The sequence below is a fragment of the Bacteroides salyersiae genome, assembly GCF_031172035.1.
GTDB classification, from domain to species: Bacteria; Bacteroidota; Bacteroidia; order Bacteroidales; family Bacteroidaceae; genus Bacteroides; species Bacteroides salyersiae.
On sequence record NZ_CP133452.1, the window covers coordinates 2227470 to 2250551 of the forward strand.

17 protein-coding genes are annotated in these 23082 nt (G+C 44.3%); 3 read left to right on the plus strand and 14 right to left on the minus strand.

The window, feature by feature from the left end; genetic code table 11:
* Positions 1–137: 137 nt before the first annotated feature.
* From RB604_RS08205 to RB604_RS08215, 3 genes are all read left to right on the plus strand, one after another.
* Positions 138–2852, plus strand: coding sequence for a TonB-dependent receptor (locus RB604_RS08205; protein ID WP_055293513.1), 2715 nt, complete (start codon positions 138–140; stop codon positions 2850–2852).
* 49 nt (positions 2853–2901) lie between these two features.
* Positions 2902–4077 carry a beta-helix domain-containing protein gene (locus RB604_RS08210; RefSeq protein ID WP_005925709.1) on the plus strand — a complete coding sequence of 392 codons (1176 nt, stop codon included), beginning with the start codon at positions 2902–2904 and terminating at the stop codon, positions 4075–4077.
* Positions 4078–4242: 165 nt separating this feature from the next.
* Entirely contained in the window at positions 4243–7065 is a 2823-nt protein-coding gene (locus RB604_RS08215; RefSeq protein WP_007478711.1) for a sensor histidine kinase, read from the plus strand.
* Positions 7066–7166: 101 nt separating this feature from the next.
* On the opposite strand, the gene RB604_RS08220 is transcribed toward RB604_RS08215, so the two are convergent.
* From RB604_RS08220 to dxs, 14 genes are all read right to left on the minus strand, one after another.
* Positions 7167–8609 carry an NADH-quinone oxidoreductase subunit N gene (locus RB604_RS08220; RefSeq protein ID WP_055293516.1) on the minus strand — a complete coding sequence of 481 codons (1443 nt, stop codon included), beginning with the start codon at positions 8607–8609 and terminating at the stop codon, positions 7167–7169.
* A 36-nt stretch (positions 8610–8645) separates the two neighbouring features.
* A complete protein-coding gene (locus tag RB604_RS08225) occupies positions 8646–10130 on the minus strand; it encodes a complex I subunit 4 family protein (RefSeq protein ID WP_007478710.1) in 1485 nt (494 codons plus the stop codon).
* 49 nt (positions 10131–10179) lie between these two features.
* Positions 10180–12066, minus strand: a complete 1887-nt coding sequence (gene nuoL, locus RB604_RS08230) for an NADH-quinone oxidoreductase subunit L (protein ID WP_005925697.1) — start codon at positions 12064–12066, stop codon at positions 10180–10182.
* A gap of 40 nt (positions 12067–12106) precedes the next feature.
* Positions 12107–12415, minus strand: a complete 309-nt coding sequence (nuoK, locus tag RB604_RS08235; protein WP_025818955.1) for an NADH-quinone oxidoreductase subunit NuoK — start codon at positions 12413–12415, stop codon at positions 12107–12109.
* 137 nt (positions 12416–12552) lie between these two features.
* Complete coding sequence (locus RB604_RS08240) at positions 12553–13065, minus strand: NADH-quinone oxidoreductase subunit J family protein (RefSeq protein ID WP_005925692.1); 513 nt, start codon at positions 13063–13065, stop codon at positions 12553–12555.
* A gap of 132 nt (positions 13066–13197) precedes the next feature.
* Positions 13198–13671, minus strand: coding sequence for a NuoI/complex I 23 kDa subunit family protein (locus tag RB604_RS08245; protein ID WP_005925690.1), 474 nt, complete (start codon positions 13669–13671; stop codon positions 13198–13200).
* A gap of 34 nt (positions 13672–13705) precedes the next feature.
* Positions 13706–14782, minus strand: coding sequence for an NADH-quinone oxidoreductase subunit NuoH (nuoH, locus tag RB604_RS08250; protein WP_005925687.1), 1077 nt, complete (start codon positions 14780–14782; stop codon positions 13706–13708).
* Between the two features lie 121 nt (positions 14783–14903).
* Positions 14904–16496, minus strand: a complete 1593-nt coding sequence (locus tag RB604_RS08255) for an NADH-quinone oxidoreductase subunit D (protein ID WP_005925685.1) — start codon at positions 16494–16496, stop codon at positions 14904–14906.
* Between the two features lie 140 nt (positions 16497–16636).
* Positions 16637–17221 carry an NADH-quinone oxidoreductase subunit B gene (locus RB604_RS08260; RefSeq protein WP_007478708.1) on the minus strand — a complete coding sequence of 195 codons (585 nt, stop codon included), beginning with the start codon at positions 17219–17221 and terminating at the stop codon, positions 16637–16639.
* Positions 17212–17562: an NADH-quinone oxidoreductase subunit A gene (locus RB604_RS08265; RefSeq protein ID WP_005925679.1), complete on the minus strand. Its 351-nt coding sequence runs from the start codon at positions 17560–17562 to the stop codon at positions 17212–17214. The genes RB604_RS08260 and RB604_RS08265 overlap by 10 nt, the downstream gene beginning before the upstream one ends.
* Positions 17563–17752: 190 nt before the next feature.
* Positions 17753–18127 (minus strand): hypothetical protein, encoded by a 375-nt coding sequence (locus RB604_RS08270; RefSeq protein WP_007478707.1) that lies wholly within the window; start codon positions 18125–18127, stop codon positions 17753–17755.
* A gap of 100 nt (positions 18128–18227) precedes the next feature.
* Positions 18228–19679: a TrkH family potassium uptake protein gene (locus tag RB604_RS08275; protein WP_025818954.1), complete on the minus strand. Its 1452-nt coding sequence runs from the start codon at positions 19677–19679 to the stop codon at positions 18228–18230.
* 20 nt (positions 19680–19699) lie between these two features.
* The gene (trkA, locus tag RB604_RS08280; protein WP_005925671.1) at positions 19700–21040 is read right to left on the minus strand and encodes a Trk system potassium transporter TrkA; all 1341 of its coding nucleotides are present in this window, start codon (positions 21038–21040) and stop codon (positions 19700–19702) included.
* Positions 21041–21067: 27 nt separating this feature from the next.
* Positions 21068–23047, minus strand: a complete 1980-nt coding sequence (gene dxs, locus RB604_RS08285; protein ID WP_005925668.1) for a 1-deoxy-D-xylulose-5-phosphate synthase — start codon at positions 23045–23047, stop codon at positions 21068–21070.
* Positions 23048–23082: the final 35 nt, after the last annotated feature.

Below are 23082 nucleotides of genomic sequence, written 5' to 3' on the forward strand. Positions count from 1 at the left end.
CATCGGTTCATTGATACATTGTTTATCAGTAACAATATCGAAACACAAATTTAAACTTCTTGTATTTTAGTCGTATTACTTCCGTAATCGTCCCCCTCTAACTTTGCACCCGTAATAAAAACGCATAGCAAAGTTCGATGAAAAAACTATTTCTTGTAAAACTATTCCTTGCAGTCTTGTTTATCGCCTTATATACTCCTATAGCGATGGCTGCCAATATTAAAATTAAAGGTGCTGTAAAAGACAAATTATCCAAAGAACCTCTGATAGGTGCAACGATACGCCTTGTTGGAACTCAAGCAGGAGCTGTTACCGACTTGGATGGTAATTTTGAGCTTAATGGTGTGGGAGTTCTTGAAGGGATGTATGATATCGAAGTAAAATATGTAGGTTATAAAACCGAAGTTCGTCGTAAAGTCCGTGTAGAGAATGGGAATTTGGTTATTTTGAATTTGGAGCTGGAAACAGATGCACAGGAGCTTGCCGATGTAGTGGTAGTGGCCAAAAAGAACCGTGAGAATGAAAATATGCTTCTGTTGGAACAGCAAAAAGCGGTGATTGCCGTGCAAGCCGTAGGGGTAAAAGAACTTTCGCGTAAAGGGGTGAGCGATGCGGAAGGAGCAGTATCCAAAGTGGCTGGAGTATCTAAACAGGAAGGTGTGAAAAACGTCTTTGTGCGCGGATTGGGCGATCGTTACAATGCCACTACTTTTAATGGTTTTCCTATTCCTTCGGAGGATCCGGAATATAAAAACATCTCTCTTGACTTTTTTTCTACGGATATTATCCAGACAGTCGGCGTGAATAAAGCCTTTAATGCCGGTGGTAGCAGCGATGTGGGTGGTGCCAATATCGACATAACTTCAAAAGAGTTGATTGGTGGCGGACATTTCAATATCGGGGTTTCCGGAGGATTCAATACACAGACTCTGACGACAGACTTTCTTAAGATGGATGGAGTCAATCTTCTGGGGATTGCTGACAAGACACAACCCGGCATGGAGAACAATTATAATTTTAAGAACAGTCTGGATCCGTCTGAGCATGACTTACAGATAAACCGCAACTACGGGGTTTCCGGTGGAAAAAGGTTTTATGTGGGACCGCAAAAAGATGCTCTTTCATTTTTTCTTGTAGCCGCACACAATACGGAATATCAATATGCCGAAGAGGTTTTGCGCAATACAACTACGAACGGAACTATCTATAAAGACCAGACAGGAAAGGTTTATGAGCAGAAAATCAGTCAACTGGCTCTTGCTAATCTGGATTATGATTACCGCAACCGTCACCATCTAAGCTATAATTTTATGATGGTACACGATAATGTGCAGTCGGTAGGCGACTATGACGGGATGGACTCGGGAAAATTCAATGATGATTACGATAACATGGGATTTACCCGTCGTCAGCAGGCTAATGATAATTGGTTACTTGTCAATCAGTTGATGACTAATTGGGGGCTGACCAAAACGCTGAGTTTTGATGCGGGGGCTTCGTACAACGTCGTAAAAGGTTCGGAACCGGATCGGCGTATCAATAATCTGCGTAAGGCAGCCGAAGGATATACCTTGCTCGAAGGTAATTCCCAACAGCGTTACTTCTCCGAACTGAATGAAAATGATTTGAATGTAAAAGCCGGTTTAACTTACCGTCTGGCGGATGATCAGGAGGAGATATCCAATATCCGCATCGGGTATAACGGACGCTTTGTGAATGATGATTTTGAAGCTACGGAATATAATATGACGGTTGCACACAGTTCTGTTTTCCGGTTGGAGGATTTTTCACTGGATAGTTATTACAATCAGGAGAATCTGAAAAACGGCTGGTTTGAGATTCAACGTAATGTTGACAAATATACGGTGAAGAAAGATATTCATTCTGCCTATGTGGAAGCTGTTTATCAGTTTGATGCCGCATGGATCCTGAATTTGGGTGTTAAATACGATCGTGTGGACATTTGTGTGGATTATGATGTGAACAAAGGGGGAGAAAAGGGTAGTGGGAAGATCGGTAAGAACTACTTTTTGCCCAGTCTGAATCTGAAATACAATCTTACCCCCAAACAGGCCTTCCGCTTGGGAGCCAGCAAAACATACACCTTACCGCAACCCAAAGAAATTTCTCCCTATCGCTATGTTGGAGTGAACTTTAATAGCCAGGGTAATGAAAAGTTACAACCATCCGATAACTATAACCTTGATTTGAAGTGGGATTTCAATCCTACTCCGACAGAACTTGTTTCGCTGACCGCCTTTTATAAGTATATAAAAAATCCTATTTCACGCATTGAGGTTGCCAGTGCCGGTAATTATCTGTCGTATGAAAATATTTCAGATCATGCTACGGTAGCGGGAGTAGAACTGGAAGTACGTAAGAATCTCTTTACCCGTCCGGCAGGGAAGGGTACGTCGGGTATGAATCGTCTTTCTGTCGGCTTTAATGGCTCATACATCTATACCCATGCTAAAGTGCCGGGAGCTACGGTCACTACCGGTTCGCAGTTGGAAGGTGCGGCACCGTGGATTGTCAATTTTGATATTTCACACAATTATACGAGTGGAGATCGTAGCTTTATCAATACTCTGGTTTTCAATTATGTCAGTGATAAAATTTACACAATCGGGACGCAGGGGTATCAGGACATCATGGAGCATGGTATTGCGACTCTCGACTTTGTCTCACAGGCTAAATTGAATAAGTATATCTCGCTTAATCTGAAAGCCCGTAACTTGCTCAATCCGGCACATAAATTGAGTCGTAAGGCAGACGATAACGGACGGGAGATAGTATTAAGCGATTATAAAAAGGGAATAAGCATCAGTCTGGGAGTGTCGTGTACATTCTAAAAGCGGACATTCGAATAAGATTATTACTAACTAATTTATTTTAAGGAAAATGAAAAGATTATTTTTGAATTTCATGGTCTGTACCGCAATGGTATCAGCCTTAGCATTGACTTCATGTGGTGATGATAATGAAGGTGATGGCAATGGTGGTGATGGAAGCAGTATCGTTTTCAACGGTAATACGCTGACCGGCTCATTAACAGGAAAAGAAACTCTCGAAGCAAAGGAATATATCCTGAGTGGTATTGTAGTGATTGAAAATGGAGGAGAACTGACGATTCCTGCTGGTACTACGATTAAAGCTCGCCAAGGGTTTAGTAATTATCTTCTTGTAGCGCAAGGTGGAAAAATCTATGCTAACGGAACGAAAGATGAACCGATTATTTTCACTGCCGATGAGGATAATGCCAAGTCCGGTCACTGGGGAGGTATCATCATCAATGGTAAAGCTCCTATTTCGGGTGATAAGGAAGACAAAAGTAATACGGCTTTGGCCGAGATCAATAATAAATATCCTTATGGAGGTAACAATGCTGCCGACAACTCGGGTGTGATGACTTATGTTTCGATCTGTTATGCCGGTGCACGCTCTACACAGGACATTGAACACAACGGCCTTACCTTGAATGGAGTAGGAAACGGTACGACAATTGAAAATATCTATGTTTTGGAAAGTGCCGATGATGCCATCGAATTTTTTGGAGGTACAGTGAATGTGAAGAATCTGCTTGCTGTAAATCCCGATGACGATATGTTTGATTTTACCCAGGGATATTGCGGAACATTGAGCAACTGCTATGGTATTTGGGAAAGTGATTATACCAGTACAGAAGCTGATCCGCGCGGCATTGAAGCGGATGGAAACTTTGACGGACTCTATCCGAATCACCTGCGTCAGTCGGATTTTGTTGTAGACGGCATGACCATTGTGAACAATGCTGCTAATACGACAGACAATGTAGACCGCATGCAGGATGTTATCAAGATTCGCCGTGGTGCCAAGGCAACCATCAAGAATGCACTGGTGAAAGGTACGGGCGGTGCTATCGATCTGGTAGACATGAATGATGGAAAAGGTGCAGGTAATGCCGCATCTACTATCAGCATTACGAACTCGCTTCAACTGACCGGTAAGAAGCTGAATGGTGAAGCTGTCTTGAATGAGGCCGGCAGTAATACGGGAGCTGATACAAGTGTATTTGGCTGGACAAAATATAATTTCTAAATCATTGTGAAAAAGTAATTTAAACTTGTCTCTATTTATTAAAACTGGAGGGTTTACGGGTCGTAAATTCTCCAGTTTTCATTTGTATATATAATATTGTTTCGAATATAGCACTTTGCAATATTAATTATCTATTTTTGTTGCTACAAATGAAAAATGATATTTATGATAATTACCCATTGTGATAATAGCGATTACGTACGCTTGTGTGAAATGTCTTTTTTAGCACAGGTAGGGTGGTGGGAAGCAAATTTTGCAACCCGCAGTTTTCGTTGTTCCGAATATATTAATGATCTGTTGGGGTTTGACAAAGAGGAAGAATTGACTTTCGATTCGCTTTGTCTTCTTATTCGTCCGGATTATCGTGGACGTATTAAGCGCGAGTTTGCTTCTCTGTCTTATATGAATACATATGATCAAACGTATCCGTTTGTTATTAATGGGAAGGAGATTTGGGTTCACTCACATTTAGGGGATAAAAGAGAGAACGAAGTAGGGGAACCGGTCGCTTTTGGATATCTCCGGCGTGTAGAAGGAGCGGAGAAAGACACGACAGAGCGTTTAGCGGTTCGCGTGAACGAACAATTATCCCGCCAAAATTCAATCTCTCAGTCTCTTTATCGCTTTATACAGGATAAAGATATCACTTCTGGGATCAATAGCATATTAAACGATATTCTCCAATTTTTTCAAGGTGGACGTGCTTATATCTTTGAATACGATGAAAAGTGTGAACATCATAGTTGTATCTTTGAAGTGTTGGCCGAGGGAGTAGAACCGGAAATCGACATATTACAGAATATTCCGGCAGGGAGTCTTCCATGGTGGACAGAGAGGATACTTTTAGGCCAGCCCATTGTTCTTAATAGTCTTGACGAGTTGAAAGAGAAAGCATCTGCAGAGTATGATATTCTTAGTAAACAGAATATTAAGTCGTTGCTTGTCGTTCCTCTCAAGTCGGGAGATAGAGTTCGGGGATATTTGGGCGTTGACTTGGTGAAACACAGTCACTCTTGGAGTAATGATGATTGTCAATGGCTCTCTTCTTTGGCCGATATTATCAGTATTTGTACTGAATTGCGCGTGGCTAAGGATGCGTCCGAGCATGAACGGACTTTTCTCCGTAATCTATTCCGCTACATGCCTATAGGATATATTCATATGAGTATTCTGCGTGATAGTGCGGGAGTTCCAGTTGATTATCTTCTTACTGATGCTAACCAGATGTTTGCTGATATAATCGGTATTCCGCGTGAAAGATATGTTGGAAAATGTGCCAGTGAGTTGGGATTCAATTATATGGGAAATCTCAATTATATCTCCGATATTATAGATGAAAATTGCTATAAGGAACTTGAAGTGCCTTTCCCCGCTTCCGGGAAAAACAGCCGTTGTATTGTTTATTCTCCGGAAAAGGATGAGGTTGTTGCACTCTTTGTCGATATCACAGAGACCCAGTTGGCTCACCGGGCACTCGACCGTAATGAAAAGCTTTTCCGTAATATTTTTACCAATATACCCGTGGGGATAGAAATCTATGACCAGAATGGCTTTATGATCGATATCAATAATAAAGATATGGATATATTCGGAGTTCGTGAGAAAAAGGATGTATTAGGTGTCAATGTTTATCAGAATCCTAATGTACCTGAGGATGTAAAGGAACGGATGCAGTATGAAGAGTCATTGGATTTCGGCATGAATTATCCTTTCTCCGGTATTGAAGGATATTATGATTCGAAGAAAAAAGGATATATAGCACTTTATTCTAAAGTAAGCCGGCTTTGTGATGGAGCAGGTAATTTCTTAGGGCATATTTTTCTGAATATAGACAATACGGAACGCTTGGATGCTATCAATAAGATACAAGACTTTGAGAATTTTTTTCTTTTGATTTCCGACTATGCGAAGGTAGGATATGCCAAACTTAATCTTCTTGACAGGCAGGGGTATGCTATCAAGCAATGGTTCAAAAATATGGGAGAGGAGGAAGATACTCCATTATCCGATGTCGTTGGTGTGTATGGTAAGATGCATCCCGATGATCGTAAAGAGGTTCTTGATTTCTATCAGGAGGTTCAGACCGGACGTATCGGGAGTTTCCGCAAAGAAGTACGTATTCATAAGACGAAATCGGAAATGGCGGAAACCGAAAATGGGGATGTATTATCGGAATGGAACTGGGTGCGGATGAATATAATGTTGTCTCATTTTGCTCCTGAGGCGGGGATGATAGAACTTATCGGCATCAATTATGATATAACCGAATTGAAAGAAATTGAAGCTAAACTGATTGATGCAAAAGAAAGAGCGGAAGAAGCCGACCGCTTGAAAAGCGCTTTCTTGGCAAATATGAGTCATGAAATACGTACACCATTGAATGCAATTGTAGGATTTTCCGGATTGCTGGCAGAGACGGAGGATATGGACGAACGGAAGCAATACATGGATATTGTGGAAGAAAACAATGAACTGTTGCTGCAATTGATATCTGATATTCTTGATTTATCTAAGATAGAGGCTGGTACTTTTGGATTTAGTATCAGTGAGATGGATGTCAATTTACTGTGTGAGGACTTGGTACGTAGTATGCAAGGAAAGGTGCCCGAAGGGGTAGAACTGATATTCGACAAACATCTGCCGGAGTGTTTTATTATGTGTGATCGTAACCGGATACATCAGGTTATTTCTAACTTTGTAAATAATGCTATTAAGTTTACTTCTCATGGAAGCATTAGAGTCGGATACGAACAATTAGCGGATAACAGATTTCGTTTTTATGTATCCGATACGGGTATCGGTATCGCAGAAAGAGCCCGGCTACAGATATTCGATCGTTTTGTTAAGTTGAATTCATTTATTCATGGTACAGGATTGGGATTGTCCATTTGCCGGAGCATCATTGAACAGTTAGGAGGTGAAATAGGAGTGGATTCTAAAGAGGGAGAAGGTTCCTGTTTCTGGTTTATTTTACCGGTGGTATGTTAAAATAGTGATAAACGGATTAGCAACAAGTGACTAGTATCATGTGGCATGAAAACGCATCCCACTACTAACTAATCACTTGTTGCTAATCCGTTTATCACTATTTATAATCCGAACGCGAATTTGTCTATCGTCTGATAAACAATACTTGCAATTCCTAAACCTACTATACCGAGTACACAGATGGCCAGCCCTATCCGTGTACAGTTATCGCTGCGGAATGTCGGTATCGGATCATTTGAAGGAGTAATGTACATTGCCTTTACTATCAGAAGGTAGTAGTATAATGAGATGACCGTATTGACCAAAGCGATAAATACCAGTAAGTGGAAACCTGCCTGGAACGCAGACATGAAGATAAAGAATTTGGAAAAGAACCCTGCAAATGGCGGAATACCGGCCAGTGAGAATAGGGATAGGGTCATCACAAATGCTAATTTCGGATTGGTTTTATAAAGTCCTGCATACTCTTCGAGCGTGAACTTATGGCTGCGTAGTGCCACGATGGTAATAACGGCAAATACTCCTAAATTGGCTACGGCATAAACCAGTACATAATAGACCAGTGATGACATTCCGTCAGCAGTACCACCGATCACACCTAACATAATGTATCCTGCTTGTGATATACTGGAGAAGGCCATCAACCGTTTTAGATTTTGTTGGCGGATGGCAAATAAGTTAGCCAATGTGATGGAAGCAATCGTAACCCAGTAGAGAACCTCCTGCCAGTCGGCAATCATCGGGGCAAATACCTTAATGAGTACCGTCAGTAAAACGAAGGCAGCCGAACCTTTGGAAATAACACTCAGATAGGCTGTGACCACACTCGGTGCACCTTCGTACACATCAGCTGTCCACAAATGGAAAGGAACCAGTGACAGTTTGAATCCCATACCGGTGAAGAAAAATACGAATGCCATTATTTGCAGCATATTGCCGTCGATGTGGGCAGGCAGGTCGTTGAAGTAAAGTGTACCACAACTACCGTAAATCATGGACAGGCCGAACAGCAGCAAGGCGCTTGAGAATAAAGCTGTCAGTATGTATTTGGCTCCGGCTTCGGCAGAGTGATGACGATATTTGTCGAAAGCAACCAATGCTGCCATTGGGATACTGGCTGTTTCAAGTCCGATGAAGAACATCAAGAAGTGTCCGGCAGAAATCATCAGGTACATACCCAACAGGGTAGAGAGGGTCATAATATAAAATTCACCGCGTTTGATTGAAGTATCTTCTAACTTCAGCCATTCGGCAGCCATGAAAAATACGATGATTGTACCGATATTGAGCACGGCTTTGATGATGGTCTGCATCGGGGCGTACTGATACATTCCGCCAAAAGCTTCGGCGCTACCGGCGGCAGGTACCAGATTGATGATTGTATGAATGACCATCAGTACAATGGGCAGGATAGTGGCGAAACGCGCATTGTTCATGTTGTTCCGTTTATCCGGGTTCATAAACAAGTCTGCCAAAAATATAATGAGGATGACAGCTACCAGTGATAGCTCCTCTTTCATATATAGAAATTGTGAATAGTCCATTTCTTGCGTGATTTATAAGTTATAATTGATGATTGATCACGGAATTAGGTTGGATACTACAGGCAGAACACTACCGGATATCATATCACTAATCCAGAAGGGTGCCATACCCAATCCAGCTACGCAGACGATCAGGCAGATGACGGCAAAACGTTCATCCCAAGTAGCATCTGTCAGTGCCAGATGATGCTTGTTGGTACAAGTACCGTAGAGAATTTTTCCTACAAGGCGCAAGATATATACGGCTGTGATAACGATACTCGTACAAGCTATAATCGTCAGTGTCCGATGGAACACATCGAAATTCTGGAAAGAACCGACAAAAATAGTCATTTCGGCAACGAAACCGCTCAATCCCGGAAGTCCGAGGTTGGCAAGACCGGCAATGACGTAACATACCGACAGGAACGGCATTACTTTCATCAGCCCGTTCAATTCGCGAACGTCACGTGTGTGGGTACGTCCGTAGATCATACCGATCAGTGCAAAGAACAAGGCTGTCATCAATCCGTGCGACAGCATTTGGAGTATAGCACCTGTACAAGCCGTCTGGTTCATCATCAGAATGGCAAAAAGTACCAGGCCGCAGTGGCTTACGGAAGAGTAGGCATTGATGTATTTCAAGTCTGTCTGCACACAAGCGGAGAATGCACCATACACTACGGAGATACCGGTCAGTATCAGGAAAATCCATCCTAACTCATTGGCAGCCTCCGGCATCAGATACATGGCGATCCGGAAACAACCGTATCCTCCTAATTTCATCAGTACGCCGGCATGAAGCATAGATACGGCGGTGGGTGCCGAAGCATGACCGTCGGGACTCCATGTATGGAATGGGAAAAGAGCACCTAATACACCGAATCCCAGGAAAGTGAGAGGGAACCAGATACATTGTTGTGCGAAAGGTATATTGTGCAGTTGTGCAATTTCAAGGATGTTCATAGTAGTTCCGCCGGCACCGAAGAAGATCCCTAAAATGCCTATCAGCAAGAAAGCCGAACCACCCATCAACATCAGTGTCAGTTTCATGGCTGCGTATTCTTTACGACCCGAACCCCATACACCGATTAACAGATACATCGGGATCAGTGCGATTTCGTAGAACATGAACATGGTGAAAAGGTCGATCGAGATAAAGAACCCGAATACTCCCATTGACAACAGAGTGAACCAGAGAAAATATTCTTTAGTAAGCGGTTGTAGTCGCCAGGAAGCGAATGTTCCTGTGAATACGATGACAGCCGAGAGTAGCAACATAGCTACGGAAATGCCGTCCACGCCTACGGAATAGGCTATATGAAGCGGGGCATACCATACCGTATCAGCCCGGAAAAGCATTTCGGCAGTATCGCCACCGGCACGTGCCTGCAAGTATCCTACTGTCAGTGCCACAGCCGCTATCAACAGTGCCGAAGAACCGACAACCATTACGGTACGTATCTGCGCGATGTTACGGCTGAGCCAAAGGCCGAGTAACATCAGCAGTGGGATTAGTACGAAGATTGATAAGAAATTCATCTTTATATTACTATTTAACTATTTACAATTTACTGTTTAGAGAATCACGTTAGAGAATAAGCAACAGGATAAGAGCCAACGCTCCGCAAAGGAATACGTAGGTATACTGTTGTATCTGTCCGCTTTGGAAGCCACGGATGGAATCGCTCGCCGCATTGGCTGCCCAGGCAATGAAGTCGAACGTACCGTCTATTACGTGACGATCGAACCAAGCGATCGGCTTGCTGATGCAGCGGAAGATAATCTTATGTGTGATAAACTGATACACCTCATCAATGTAGAACCGGTGGTAGGCAGCCGTCCACAATCCGGAGAAACGGCGTTGTAGGCTGTCGGCTACCGGTTGTTTACTGCCTTTATACATGTAAGTGGCAAGAGCGATAGATAGAAGGGCGATGACGATGCTTGTACCAGCCACCGTCCAGTCCAGATGGATCGTGTAGGATTCTCCGTTTGAACTGATGAAATGTCCGAAAGGAATGAATCCGGCTCCACAAGTGACGAGAGCCAAGAATATTAAAGGAATAGTCATAGCTGTCGGACTCTCATGGGGAGTGTGGGAAGACTGTTTGCTATTGTCTTTTCCCCAGAAGATGCCGTAATAAAGGCGGAACATGTAGAATGCGGTCATGGCGGCAATCACGGTCATAATCCAACCCATTACGGGGCTGAACTGGAAGCAGGCTGCCAGTATCTCGTCTTTAGAGAAGAAACCGGAGAACGGAGGAATGCCGGCAATAGCCAGACAGGCAATCAGGAATGTAATGTGTGTGATCGGCATGTATTTGCGCAAACCGCCCATCGCCGACATTTCATTGGAGTGTACGGCATGGATGATACTACCGGCACCGAGGAATAGCAATGCTTTAAACATCGCATGTGTGAATAAATGGAACATGGAAGCCATGTAGCCCAGGCCTCCGTGATGCGGGTCGGCAGAAGTACAGACTCCCAAAGCTACAATCATAAACCCGATCTGCGAGATGGTGGAGAAAGCGAGTACGCGTTTGATGTCACTCTGTACACAAGCCACACTGGCAGCATAGAACGCAGTGAAAGCGCCTACGTAAGCAATCCAATGCAATACATCCGGTGCATAGGCGATGAATAGCGGGAACATGCGGGCTACCAGATATACACCGGCTACTACCATTGTCGCAGCATGAATCAATGCAGATACGGGAGTAGGGCCTTCCATGGCATCCGGCAACCAGATGTGCAACGGAAACATAGCACTCTTACCGGCACCACCTACAAACATCAATCCCAATGCCAAAGGAAGCATTGAAGCACCGCCACTAATCAGCGAAACCGTATCGGGTGTAAATCCGAACGTTCCTCCGTAGTATCCGTAAATAAGGATACCGATCAGGAAACCCAAGTCGGCAAAACGTGTTACGATAAATGCTTTTTTACTGGCTGCGATGGCTGCCGGTTTGGTATAATAAAATCCGATGAGCAAATAAGACGATACACCCACCAATTCCCAGAATAGATACATTTGGAAAATATTGGTGGCTACCACCAACCCGAGCATCGACATTGTGAAAAGGCTCAGGAAAGCATAATAGCGCTGAAAGCCTTTTTCTCCTTTCATGTAGCCGAAAGAGTAGATGTGTACCATCAGCGACACAGTGGAGATGACAATTAACATCATCACCGAAATAGGGTCTAATAGAATTCCTATATTGAATGTCAGTGTTTCTGTGAAAGGCAACCACTCGAAATTATAAGGTATCCAAGTGGCAAATGTACCGTCTTCTAAGCGTGGTGCCGAAAAATATTGCACTGCTGTAACGTATGACAGCACCGCCACTACTCCCAACACTGCCGTGCCGATGAAACCCGCTGTGCGGTGCGTCATCCATTTCCCTCCGATTCCCAGCAACAGGAAAGAGAGGAGAGGGAGGAGAAGTATTAATATTGTATATTCCATATTGTTAATTTAATTCTTTATTTAATCAGTCAATGTCTTTTTACCACTTCATATCATCCAGTTTCTTGACTTGGATACTCCGGATATTACGGTAGATATTAATCATGATTGCGATGGCAACAGCCGTCTCGGCCGCCGAGATGGCTATAGAGAACAGCGCGAAGAAATACCCTTCCAGTCCGTCCGGAAAAAGAAAACGGTTGAATACGGCAAAGTTGATGTCCGTTGCGTTCAGCATCAGTTCTACGGAGATCAATATTGCCAGCGTGTTGCGGCGTGTAAAGAATCCGTAGATGCCTGCAAACATCATGATGGTCGAAACCACCAGATAATATTCCATGTGTATCATCATATCTATTTACTATTTGACGATTTACTATTTATTATTTTTTTATGCTTTTTATCTACGATTTTATCATTTATCGTTTACTCTTTCTGCATTGCGCAGCAAATGGTAAATCGTAAATTGTTCAATCGTAAATCTTTTCATCTTTTACGTGCAATCAACAATCCACCTACGATACAGGCCAGCAGCAAGATACTGACAGCTTCGAAAGGCAGAATATATCCGTATTTGTCTCCCGACAGTAGTGCATGTCCGATGGTTTTGATTGTGATCTCTATCGGTTCCGGATTGCTCACTGATACAAAACGATGGCTCAGAGTGATGAACAATACGATAATGGCTCCTACTATGGTGGTTCCCAGTCCAGCTATGAACTTACTACGTTTTAACTTCTCGGCACGGTCGCCCTCGCCGCTTGTCAATAAGATAGAAAACACATAGAGTACTACGATACCGCCGGCATAAACCATCATTTGTACCGAAGCCAGGAATGTGTATCCCAACAGAAAATAGATACCTGCCGTACCGAAAAGGACAAAGAGCAGGTAAGTGGCCGAACGTACGATACGTTGTGTTGTCACCGTCAGTATACACATTACTGAGATGAATGCGGCCAGGAAGTAGAATACTACTGTTTCAAGTGTAAATTCCATAATTTAATAATGTGCTGATATGCCAATGTGCCGATTGGCTGTGCACTTATTTGTTTATTATTTAATTTATTTATTTTCTCAATTCTGCTAATGGTACATTGGTACCATTTAGCGTAATGCCACATAGGCGTATTATTTTTTTTCCATCACTTTACTGCCCTCATGGTTCAGCCGTAGTATGAGCTTTGACCGGTCGAATACGGCATGCTCGAAATTCTGATCAAACGTGATGGCATCGTGCGGACAAGCGTTCACACAGAGCTGGCAAAATATACAGGAACCGAGGTCGTATTCATATCTGGCAAGTATTTTCTTCTTTTTCCCTTCTTCCGTTTCAATCGTTTCGGAAATGACTTTTATCGTGTCATTGGGGCAGGCATTTTGACATAGTCCGCAGGCAATGCAACGATGTTCGTTCTGTTCGTTGTGCGGCATAGTAAGTGTGCCACGAAAACGGTCGAACATTTTCAATTCTTTCCGGTTTTCCGGGTATTGTTCTGTCACTTTCTTGCGGAAGTACACTTTCATGGTGGTCTTCATACCGGTCAGCAATGTGCCGATACCGTGAACAAGACCTCCTAAATATGTATATTCTTCTTTTTTCATTCTTCTATATGATTAAAATAATCTCCTGGAAGCACTAAAAGTGCAGGCCGAAGACAACGATTAATACCATCAGTAATAGGTTCAGCATGGATATCGGTACCAGGTATTTCCATTCTAATGCTAAGATCTGGTCGATACGTAGGCGGGGAAAAGTCCATTTCACCCACATCAGTAGGAATACTACGAAGAATGCCTTACCGAAGAACCAGATAAATCCGGGAATATAATCCATTATGGCATTGAAGCCGTCCAGTCCGGAGATATGCAATGGCATCCAACCTCCTAAAAAAATGGTGGCGGCTACAGCCGATACGATGAATAAATTCAGATATTCTGCCAGATAGAAGAAACCGAAGTGCATACCCGAATATTCCGTGTGATAACCTGCTGTCAGCTCACTTTCGGCTTCGGGAAGGTCGAATGGACCACGATTACATTCTGCGTTTCCTGCAATCAGATAGATGATGAAAGCGATAACGGCAGGGATGTGTCCTTTAAAGATAAACCATCCGTCCGCCTGTCCTTCTACGATTTCAGAGAACTGCATGGTACCCATCAGTACTACCATCGTCAGTATACTCAAGCCTACCGATAATTCATAACTGATGATCTGAGCACCGCTACGCATGGCACCGATCAGGGAAAATTTATTGTTTGATCCCCATCCGGCGAGCAAGATACCCACTACACCTATACTCGAAGCTGCTAACAGGAAGAATACGCCTACGTTGAAGTTCAGTACTTCCATTCCCTTGTTTATCGGTAGACATGCAAAGGTGAGGAAAGAGGCGATAATCACCATGAACGGTGCCAAATTATATAGGAATTGGTCGGCTCCCTTCGGGTTGAAAATCTCTTTGGTGAGCATTTTCAGGACGTCACAAATCACTTGTATGGAGCCCCATGGGCCTACGCGCATCGGTCCGAGACGGCATTGGAAGAATCCGCACACTTTGCGCTCCATATATATCAGTACAATGGCAAGGAGGGCATACATTAATATGATACATACGCCTATTGCCACACATTCGATGAATACAGCCCATCCTTCCGGCATGACGGAAGTCAGCATTTGGTGTATCCAGTTTGTTACAATACTAAAGTCAAACATGTTTTTTTTGATTTATGATTTTTTGATTTATGAAAGGATGGCTTTTGATTGATGAATTATAACCGGAGAGTTTCCGTCATTCAAAAATCATAAATCATCATTCATAAATCATAAGTCTCTTTTATCTATCAATATCCGGTACTACATAGTCCAATGTTCCACCAATGGCAATCAAGTCGGCAATCTTGGCTCCTCGACAGATTGTATCGACTACACTCACCAACGGTAATCCCGTAGAGCGGTAGTGTAAACGATAAGGCATCTTGTCGCCCCGGCTTTCAAGGTATACACCGAATTCTCCACGACTGCCTTCCACGGCAGCATAATAAGAACCTTCGGGTACACGGATGATCGGTTTCATTTTCTCTTGGAACGGTCCTTCAGGGATGTTGTCGATCAATTGTTCGATGATGTTGAGACTTTCCATGATTTCGTCCATACGCACCATGTAGCGGGCAAACGAGTCCCCTTCGGTATAGAGAATTTCTTTAAAGTCCACTTTGTCGTATACACCGTAGGGCATACGTTTACGAACATCGCAAGCCCAGCCACTGGCACGTCCCGTACCTCCGGTGGCGCCGAATGAGATGGCGTCTTCCCGACTCAATACGCCTACACCTTTCAGACGGCTTTGGGCGATGATATTACCTGTAAATACATCGTGGTATTCGTGTATGATACCTCTCATGTAAGGGATAAATTCTTTCACCCGTTTTACGAAGTTGGGATGGAGGTCGGCTTGTACGCCACCGATGGTGTTATAATTCATAATCAACCGTCCTCCGCAGGTCTCTTCGAAAATGTCCAAAATCTTTTCCCGGTCACGGAAGCCATAGAAGAATGCTGTCAGTGCTCCGAGGTCCATACAGAGACAAGCATAGAATAAAAGGTGAGAGTCGATACGTTGCAACTCGTCCATGATGGTGCGGATGTATTTTACTCGGTCGCTTACTTCGATGCCCATCGCCTTTTCGATACACATACACAAAGCATGCCGGTTTTGTTGCGCTCCGAGATAGTCAAGACGGTCGGTCAGTGCCAGTGTTTGTGGGTAGGTGAGGCTTTCGTTCATCTTCTCGATACCACGGTGTATATAACCGCAGTTCGGGTCGATTTTACGGATGATTTCCCCTTCTAATGATACACGGAAACGGAGTACACCGTGTGTGGCCGGATGCTGAGGTCCGATATTCACCACATACTCTTCATCGCCGAAAAGAATGGTTTCTTTATTTTTTATACTTCCATCCGGGTTCAGTTCGATTTCCGTTGTCGTGTCGATGGTGTCCTCGTTCCACATGCGCAGCGGGTTTTCTTTTTCGGGATCGTTGTCTTTTCGTAGCGGATAGCCTACCCAGTCGTTACGTAGAAAGAGACGACGCATGTCAGGATGCCCGACAAAGACAATACCATAGTAGTCGTACACTTCACGTTCGTTTAATTCTGCCGCTTTCCAAAGGTCGCATACAGAAGGAATTTCCGGATTTTCACGGTTCAGGGTAGACGTTTTCACGGCAATGCGTTCTCCGGTGGTAGTGGATTCTAAATGATATACCACCCCCAAGCCACGAACAGTATCCGGTGCATCATTTTCGGCAGGTTCTCCCCAGTCCATACCGGTAAGGCTTTCCAGAAAATCCATCTTCCGCTCATTCCGCAAGCGTGCCATTTCGTCGTGTAACGCTGCGGGTTCTATGTATTTTATTTCTTGCATACTATTAATAATTAGTCAATATGTCAATGTGCCAATTGGTTGTACTGTTTATTGCGCTGCTTGATACGCTAATATGCCGGCTGATTATCTCATCATGCCGCATGGCAATTGGCACATTGGCATATTGGCACATTGAATCATTATTCCTGTTCCTTTTCTTTTCTATTTACTCCGCCGAAGAATTTTTCAATTTTCACTTTACGTTGCAACTGCATCATTCCATAATAAAATGCTTCAGGGCGAGGCGGGCATCCCGGAATGTATATATCTACCGGGAGAATTTTGTCTACTCCGTTCAGTACATGATAGGATTTTTTGAAAGGGCCTCCGCTTACGGCGCATCCACCTACGGCGATCACGTATTTTGGGTCGGCCATCTGATCGTACAGACGTTTCAGTACCGGAGCCATTTTGTTGGTGATTGTACCGCATACCATGATCATATCTGCTTGCCGTGGACTGGCACGGGCTACTTCAAACCCGAAGCGGGCCATGTCGTAACGCGCGGCACCCAGTGCCATGAATTCGATACCGCAACAACTGGTTGCGAAAGTAAGTGGCCACAGCGAATTACTGCGTCCCCAGTTGATGAGGTCGTCCAGTACTCCCACAAAGACGTTTGCACCTCCTTGATTGAGTTCCTGAACCAGCTTCTCCAACGACTCATTGTCGATGAATTCGTCATATGGGATTGATTTTATTTTGGGTTTCTTTATTACTTCCATTCCAAAGCTCCTTTCCGCCAGGCATAAGCGAGTCCCAGCACCAATATTACTAAAAAGAAGATAACGCTTATCAGCGCTTGTACTCCCATGTCGCGTACTACTACTGCCCATGGGAAAAGGAATACCGTTTCCACATCGAACATGAGAAACAGAATGGCAAACAGGTAGTAACCCACACGAAACTGCATCCATGATTTTCCGCGTGTGGGAATACCACATTCATAGGCTTCAAACTTTTGTGCATTGTATGATCGTGGAGAAATAGCTCTTGACAGGGCTATCACTACACCGACAAATGCAATTGCCGTTAGCAAAACAACAACTAACAATGTAAAATTCATAATCCAAGTATATATTTAGATTGAGAAATATTTTTTCTTAAACTAAAAGCGGAGGATTGTGGTAGAAATGTATATTACGTACATAAGAAAGGATTTTCCCTTACAAGTACTGTACGCAACTATAAAGATGTAACAACGGGGATACATCTTTACCACGAATCGTTTGGTTTCCGAAGTAAGTTCGTTACTGTTAAATTACGATTTTCCTCTGCCCGTAAATGTAGTGCATTATGGGGTCTTCGGGGTCGTGGGTGTATAACTGTGACGAATGTTCGTAAAGTGAAGGAAGTATTCCTCTATATCTGTACTGACGAATGGTCAGACGCAGGAAATTTTTGTCGGTAGGTACGTGCGAGAGGTCGGCGTGTCCCATTTCACAGGAGAGCGGAGAACAGAAAAGATAAAACTTTTCGATGGCATTACGCATGGGGCGTGCCTGTGATACAAAACATTTGTTATGGCTTAAAACATCGGGCATTACAGTCTCCCCCGTCGCTTCCGTCACTATTGAGTGAAGCAATAGGGCAAATATCAATAATATGCCATATTTTAAGCTTTGTTTCATATTTCGCTTTTAAACGGCTGCAAATATAGAATTTAAATTCATTCTTTTTGCAATCTCTGCATGACAAAAAAGGTTTTTTAGCACTCTGAATTGATTTGGATCAATTCTTTTTCCAGAAATCGGAGCTGAATAATAATAAAACCGTAAATAACTCGAGACGTCCGAGCAACATAAAAAATGACATCAGCCATTTAGCAGCATCGGGCAGTTCGTTCCATGAGTAAGCAGGACCACACAGGCCGAGTCCTGGTCCCATGTTTCCCAGACTGGAGATGGTACATCCCAATGATTCCGTCAGGCCGACTCCTAACCCGAGCATTGCCAATGTGCCGGCGATAATTAGTACGGTATACAAGAAAGTGAATGCTAACACGGTAGAACGTATGGAGGGAGAGATAACCTGTTTGTTTACCCGTACCGGAAGCACGGCGTTGGGATGTATGATGTGTTTGAATTCGTTTCTTGAAACTTTGGCCAGTATAACCAGACGGATGCTTTTTATACCTCCTGTGGTACTACCGGCACAGGCACCCATAATCATAATTACGGTTAGCATGCCCCATGTTATCGCCGGCCACGTCATATAATCGGCTGTTGCAAATCCCGTAGATGTGTGGAGAGAAGCTACCTGAAAGAGTGATTTACGGAAAGCCTCTTCTACTCCCATCGAACTGTTATAATAGAGAATAGCGGCAATTACTATCGTAAAACCTGTCACGGACCAGAAATACCATTTCAATTCGGCATCGTGGACAAATTTTTTGAGCTTTCCGTTGACGAACAATAATAATAAGGTGAAGTTGATACCTGATATAAACATGAAGATAGAGATCACATATTCTATATAAGGAGAGTGATAATATTCGATGCTGGCCTGTTTGGTAGAGAACCCCCCGGTACTGGTGGTTGCGAAAGCATGGCATATGCTGTCGAAAATATTCATTCCGCCGAACATTAATAGAATGATCAGTGTTCCTGTTAGCCCGGCATAAATACCCCATATCCATTTGGCAGTGATACCGATGCGCGGGTGTACCTTGTCATGTGTCGGTCCGCTGGCTTCGGCGGCAAACACCTGAATACCTCCCACACCGAATATCGGGAGTACGGCTATAGTGAAAAATACGATTCCCAATCCGCCGATCCATTGCGTCATGCTACGCCAGAAGAGCAAACCGTGGGGGAGTTTTTCTATATCGTTTAATATAGTGGCTCCTGTACTGCTGAAACCGGACATGGTTTCGAAAAAAGCATTTGTGATCGAAGGGATATAACCGCTCAGATAGAAGGGGAGCATTCCGAAAAGAGAGAAAGCCAGCCAGGCAACAGTAACGATGACATATCCGTCGCGGCGTCCCAATTGTTTCTCGGCTCCGCGTCCGATAAAAAGTAATACCACTCCCATCAATGCAGTGAGACTTGCCGATTGCAGAAAACTTATCAGATCATCTTCATGATACAGTAACGATACCCCTCCGCAACACAATAGCATGGCTGTTTCTATCAATAGCAGAAATCCGGTGATGCGGTATATCATTTTAGAATTAATCATATTTAATTGACAATTGACAATTAATTAAAGTATTTTTCTATTTTCTTGATCATCATACTCAGGCAGAACACTACCACGTGGTCACCTGCACGCACCAGCGTGTCTCCGGTGACAAGGATACCTTCACCGTTCCGGATCATACCGCCGATGGTAGTTCCTTTAGGCAATCCCAGATCCTTGATGAGGTGTTTGGTAATTTTAGAGTCTGCCTTTACGGTAAATTCGGCCACGTCGGCATTGGCGAATGTGAGGCATTTTACATTACTGACGTCCGCATCCAGCATCATTTGATAGATGTGGCTGGCGGAAATCATCTTCTTGTTGATTACCGTGCCGATGTCAAGACTCTCCGCCATGCCTATATAATCAATGTTTTCTACTTCTGCCACTGTTTTATTCACACCCATACGTTTGGCGGCAAGGCAGGCGAGGATGTTCGTTTCGGAGTTTCCGGTCAGTGCCACAAAAGCTTCTGTGTTTTTGAGACCTTCTTCGATGAGCAGGTCCATATCGCGGCCGTCTCCGTTGATAATCATGGTACGATCGTCCAGTAATTCTGTCAGGCGGTTGCAACGGTTGAGGTCGTTGTCTACAATTTTCACTTGCATGTAGTCGGGTACATACTGTGCCGTTCGCACAGCAATACGGCTTCCTCCCATGATCATGACATTGCGTACATCGGCATAATCTTCTTTTCCGGCGATTTTCCGGATATAAGGAATGTATTTTCGGGTGGTGGTGAAATAAACGATGTCATTCAGTTTGATGGTGTCGTCACCCCGGGGAATAATAGTATCTGTGCCACGTTTGATAGCTACCACATGATAAGGAATGTTGGGGCTTCCGAGTTGGTGGAGGGGGATGTCCAGAATTTCTGCCTTTTCACGCATTTTGGCACCTATCAGGATCAGTGCTCCTCCGCAGAATTCCCACCATTGACGTACCCAGCTCATACGCATGGAGGATACGATCTCTTTGGCGGCCAGCATTTCGGGGTAGATGAGCGAATCTACTCCTAACTTTTGGAAGAACTCTTTGTTTTTGGGTAACAGGTATTCGTAATTGTCGATGCGTGCTACGGTTTTCAGTGCACCCAGATTGTGAGCCAGCATGCAGGCTGTCATGTTTCGGCTTTCGTCCGGAGTGACGGCGATGAACAAGTCGGCTTCTTTTACGCCTACTTCTTTCAATCCGGAGATGGAAGAAGGGGATGCAGTGACGGTCATCAAGTCAAAATTATTGCTCAAAGTACTGAGCTTCTCTTCGTCGTCGTCCATTAATATGATATCCTGCCGCTCACGGGAGAGCAGTTTGGCCAGATGGGTGCCTACGTTGCCGGCACCGGCAATGATAATCTTCATTTTTGTCTGCTGTTATGCTTCGTTTATTTAGTTACTGAGATGTGCTTTTTCGTCCACAGTTTGTATTTTTATTCCATTACCGTTTATTCTGGCATTTTTTTCCCACTTTTCACCTTTTAGCACTTTCTTGATGCCTTCTTCATCCAGGCCGCAGAGGGCATATAGCTGCGCTGCCGTCCCGTGTTCAATGAAATGATCGGGGATACCGATACGCTGTAGTTTCGGACTGTATCCATGATCAGCCATGAATTCAAGTACGGCACTTCCCATGCCTCCGGCTTTGATGCCGTCTTCTATGGTGATAATGTGGTTGAATCGTGTTCCTATTTCGTGTAGGAGCTCTTCGTCTAATGGTTTGAGAAAGCGTAAGTCATAATGGGCTATACTTTGTTTAGGGTTCTCTTTCTCTACTTGTGCGATGGCATGTGCGGCCGTATTTCCTATCGGACCGATAGTGATAACGGCCAAATCACGGCCCTCTTTTAGTTTTCGTCCCCGTCCTACGGGAATTTCTTCGAGCGGGCACTTCCAGTCCACCAACACTCCCCGTCCACGCGGATAACGGATGACGAACGGCCCTTTGTCCGGTAACTGTGCCGTATACATTAGCCGGCGTAGTTCGTGTTCGTCCATCGGAGAAGAGACGGTCAAGTTGGGGATCGGACGCATGTATGCCAAGTCGAACATTCCGTGATGCGTAGGACCGTCTTCACCTACCAATCCGGCACGGTCGAGACATAGCACGACGGGCAATCGCTGGATGGCCACGTCATGAATCACATTGTCGTAGGCACGTTGCATAAATGAGGAGTAGATATTACAAAAAGGCAAAAGGCCGTCTTTCGCCATTCCTCCGGAGAAAGTCACAGCATGTCCTTCGGCGATGCCTACGTCGAAAGCGCGTCCGGGCATTTGTTCCATTAAGAAATTCATGGAGCATCCTGTAGGCATGGCAGGCGTTACCCCCACGATGCGCGGGTTTTGTTCGGCCAGTTCCACCAGCGTATGTCCGAAGACATCTTGAAAGAGTGGTGGCATTCCGTTCGTATCGGCAATCAGTCTTTTCCCTGTTTCCGGGTCGAATTTGCCCGGTGCATGCCAGATTCCCGGATGCTTTTCGGCCGGTTCGAATCCTTTTCCTTTAATGGTGTGAAGATGCAGTACTTTAGGGCCTTCCATATCTTTGATATCCCGCAAGATACGAGCGATATTTTGTACGTCATGTCCGTCTACCGGGCCGAAATAACGAATGTTCATTCCCTCGAAGATGTTTTGTTGTTGTGCGACGAGCGATTTCAAACTGTTTCCCAAACGGATAAGTGCCTTGCGGCGATCTTCATTTAGGATACCCATTTTGAAGAGCAGTTGTGAAGTCTTGAATCTTAACTGATTGTAGCGGTTGGAGGTGGTAAGGTTAAAGAGATATTGCTTCATTCCGCCCACGCTTCGGTCGATGGCCATATCGTTATCATTCAGTATGATAAGCAGATTGTTAGGGGTGGATGAAACGTTGTTGAGCCCCTCGAAAGCCAGTCCGCCACTCATCGATCCGTCGCCGATGACGGCTACCACATGGCGGTCGCGTTCTCCTTTTTTCATGGCTGCCACTGCCATGCCCAATGCTGCCGAGATGGAGTTGGAAGCATGTCCGCAAGTAAAAGTATCGTATTCGCTTTCTTCGGGTGAGGGGAAAGGCCGGATACCTCCCATTTTACGATTGGTGGAAAAGGTGTCGCGGCGTCCGGTAAGGATTTTATGTCCGTAAGCTTGATGTCCTACGTCCCAGACGAGACGGTCGTAAGGAGTATTGAACACGTAATGCAGGGCTACGGTGAGTTCTACCACTCCCAGACTGGCAGCAAAGTGTCCCGGATTGCAGGAGACTTCTTTGATGATGTCTTGCCGTAATTCATGACACACCTCGGGTAGTTGCTCAGGCGTGAGTCGCCGCAAGTCTTCGGGGTTATCCAATGCGTTTAGCAAGCTATATGTGGTTTCGTTCTTCATGTTCCGACAGAATTTAGTATGCAAAAATACGAAAA

What these genes read in the sequence shown, in the direction of transcription:
- RB604_RS08260 (WP_007478708.1), bottom strand. Translation starts at nt 17,221, where the DNA reads ATGGAAGTAATAAAGAAACCCAAAATAAAATCAATCCCATATGACGAA.
- RB604_RS08225 (WP_007478710.1), bottom strand. Translation starts at nt 10,130, where the DNA reads ATGAATTTCTTATCAATCTTCGTACTAATCCCACTGCTGATGTTACTC.
- nuoH (WP_005925687.1), bottom strand. Translation starts at nt 14,782, where the DNA reads ATGTTTGACTTTAGTATTGTAACAAACTGGATACACCAAATGCTGACT.
- RB604_RS08245 (WP_005925690.1), bottom strand. Translation starts at nt 13,671, where the DNA reads ATGAAAAAAGAAGAATATACATATTTAGGAGGTCTTGTTCACGGTATC.
- RB604_RS08270 (WP_007478707.1), bottom strand. Translation starts at nt 18,127, where the DNA reads ATGAAACAAAGCTTAAAATATGGCATATTATTGATATTTGCCCTATTG.
- RB604_RS08205 (WP_055293513.1), top strand. Translation starts at nt 138, where the DNA reads ATGAAAAAACTATTTCTTGTAAAACTATTCCTTGCAGTCTTGTTTATC.
- RB604_RS08215 (WP_007478711.1), top strand. Translation starts at nt 4,243, where the DNA reads ATGATAATTACCCATTGTGATAATAGCGATTACGTACGCTTGTGTGAA.
- dxs (WP_005925668.1), bottom strand. Translation starts at nt 23,047, where the DNA reads ATGAAGAACGAAACCACATATAGCTTGCTAAACGCATTGGATAACCCC.
- RB604_RS08275 (WP_025818954.1), bottom strand. Translation starts at nt 19,679, where the DNA reads ATGATTAATTCTAAAATGATATACCGCATCACCGGATTTCTGCTATTG.
- RB604_RS08210 (WP_005925709.1), top strand. Translation starts at nt 2,902, where the DNA reads ATGAAAAGATTATTTTTGAATTTCATGGTCTGTACCGCAATGGTATCA.
- RB604_RS08255 (WP_005925685.1), bottom strand. Translation starts at nt 16,496, where the DNA reads ATGCAAGAAATAAAATACATAGAACCCGCAGCGTTACACGACGAAATG.
- trkA (WP_005925671.1), bottom strand. Translation starts at nt 21,040, where the DNA reads ATGAAGATTATCATTGCCGGTGCCGGCAACGTAGGCACCCATCTGGCC.
- nuoK (WP_025818955.1), bottom strand. Translation starts at nt 12,415, where the DNA reads ATGATACACATGGAATATTATCTGGTGGTTTCGACCATCATGATGTTT.
- nuoL (WP_005925697.1), bottom strand. Translation starts at nt 12,066, where the DNA reads ATGGAATATACAATATTAATACTTCTCCTCCCTCTCCTCTCTTTCCTG.
- RB604_RS08240 (WP_005925692.1), bottom strand. Translation starts at nt 13,065, where the DNA reads ATGGAATTTACACTTGAAACAGTAGTATTCTACTTCCTGGCCGCATTC.
- RB604_RS08265 (WP_005925679.1), bottom strand. Translation starts at nt 17,562, where the DNA reads ATGAATTTTACATTGTTAGTTGTTGTTTTGCTAACGGCAATTGCATTT.
- RB604_RS08220 (WP_055293516.1), bottom strand. Translation starts at nt 8,609, where the DNA reads ATGGACTATTCACAATTTCTATATATGAAAGAGGAGCTATCACTGGTA.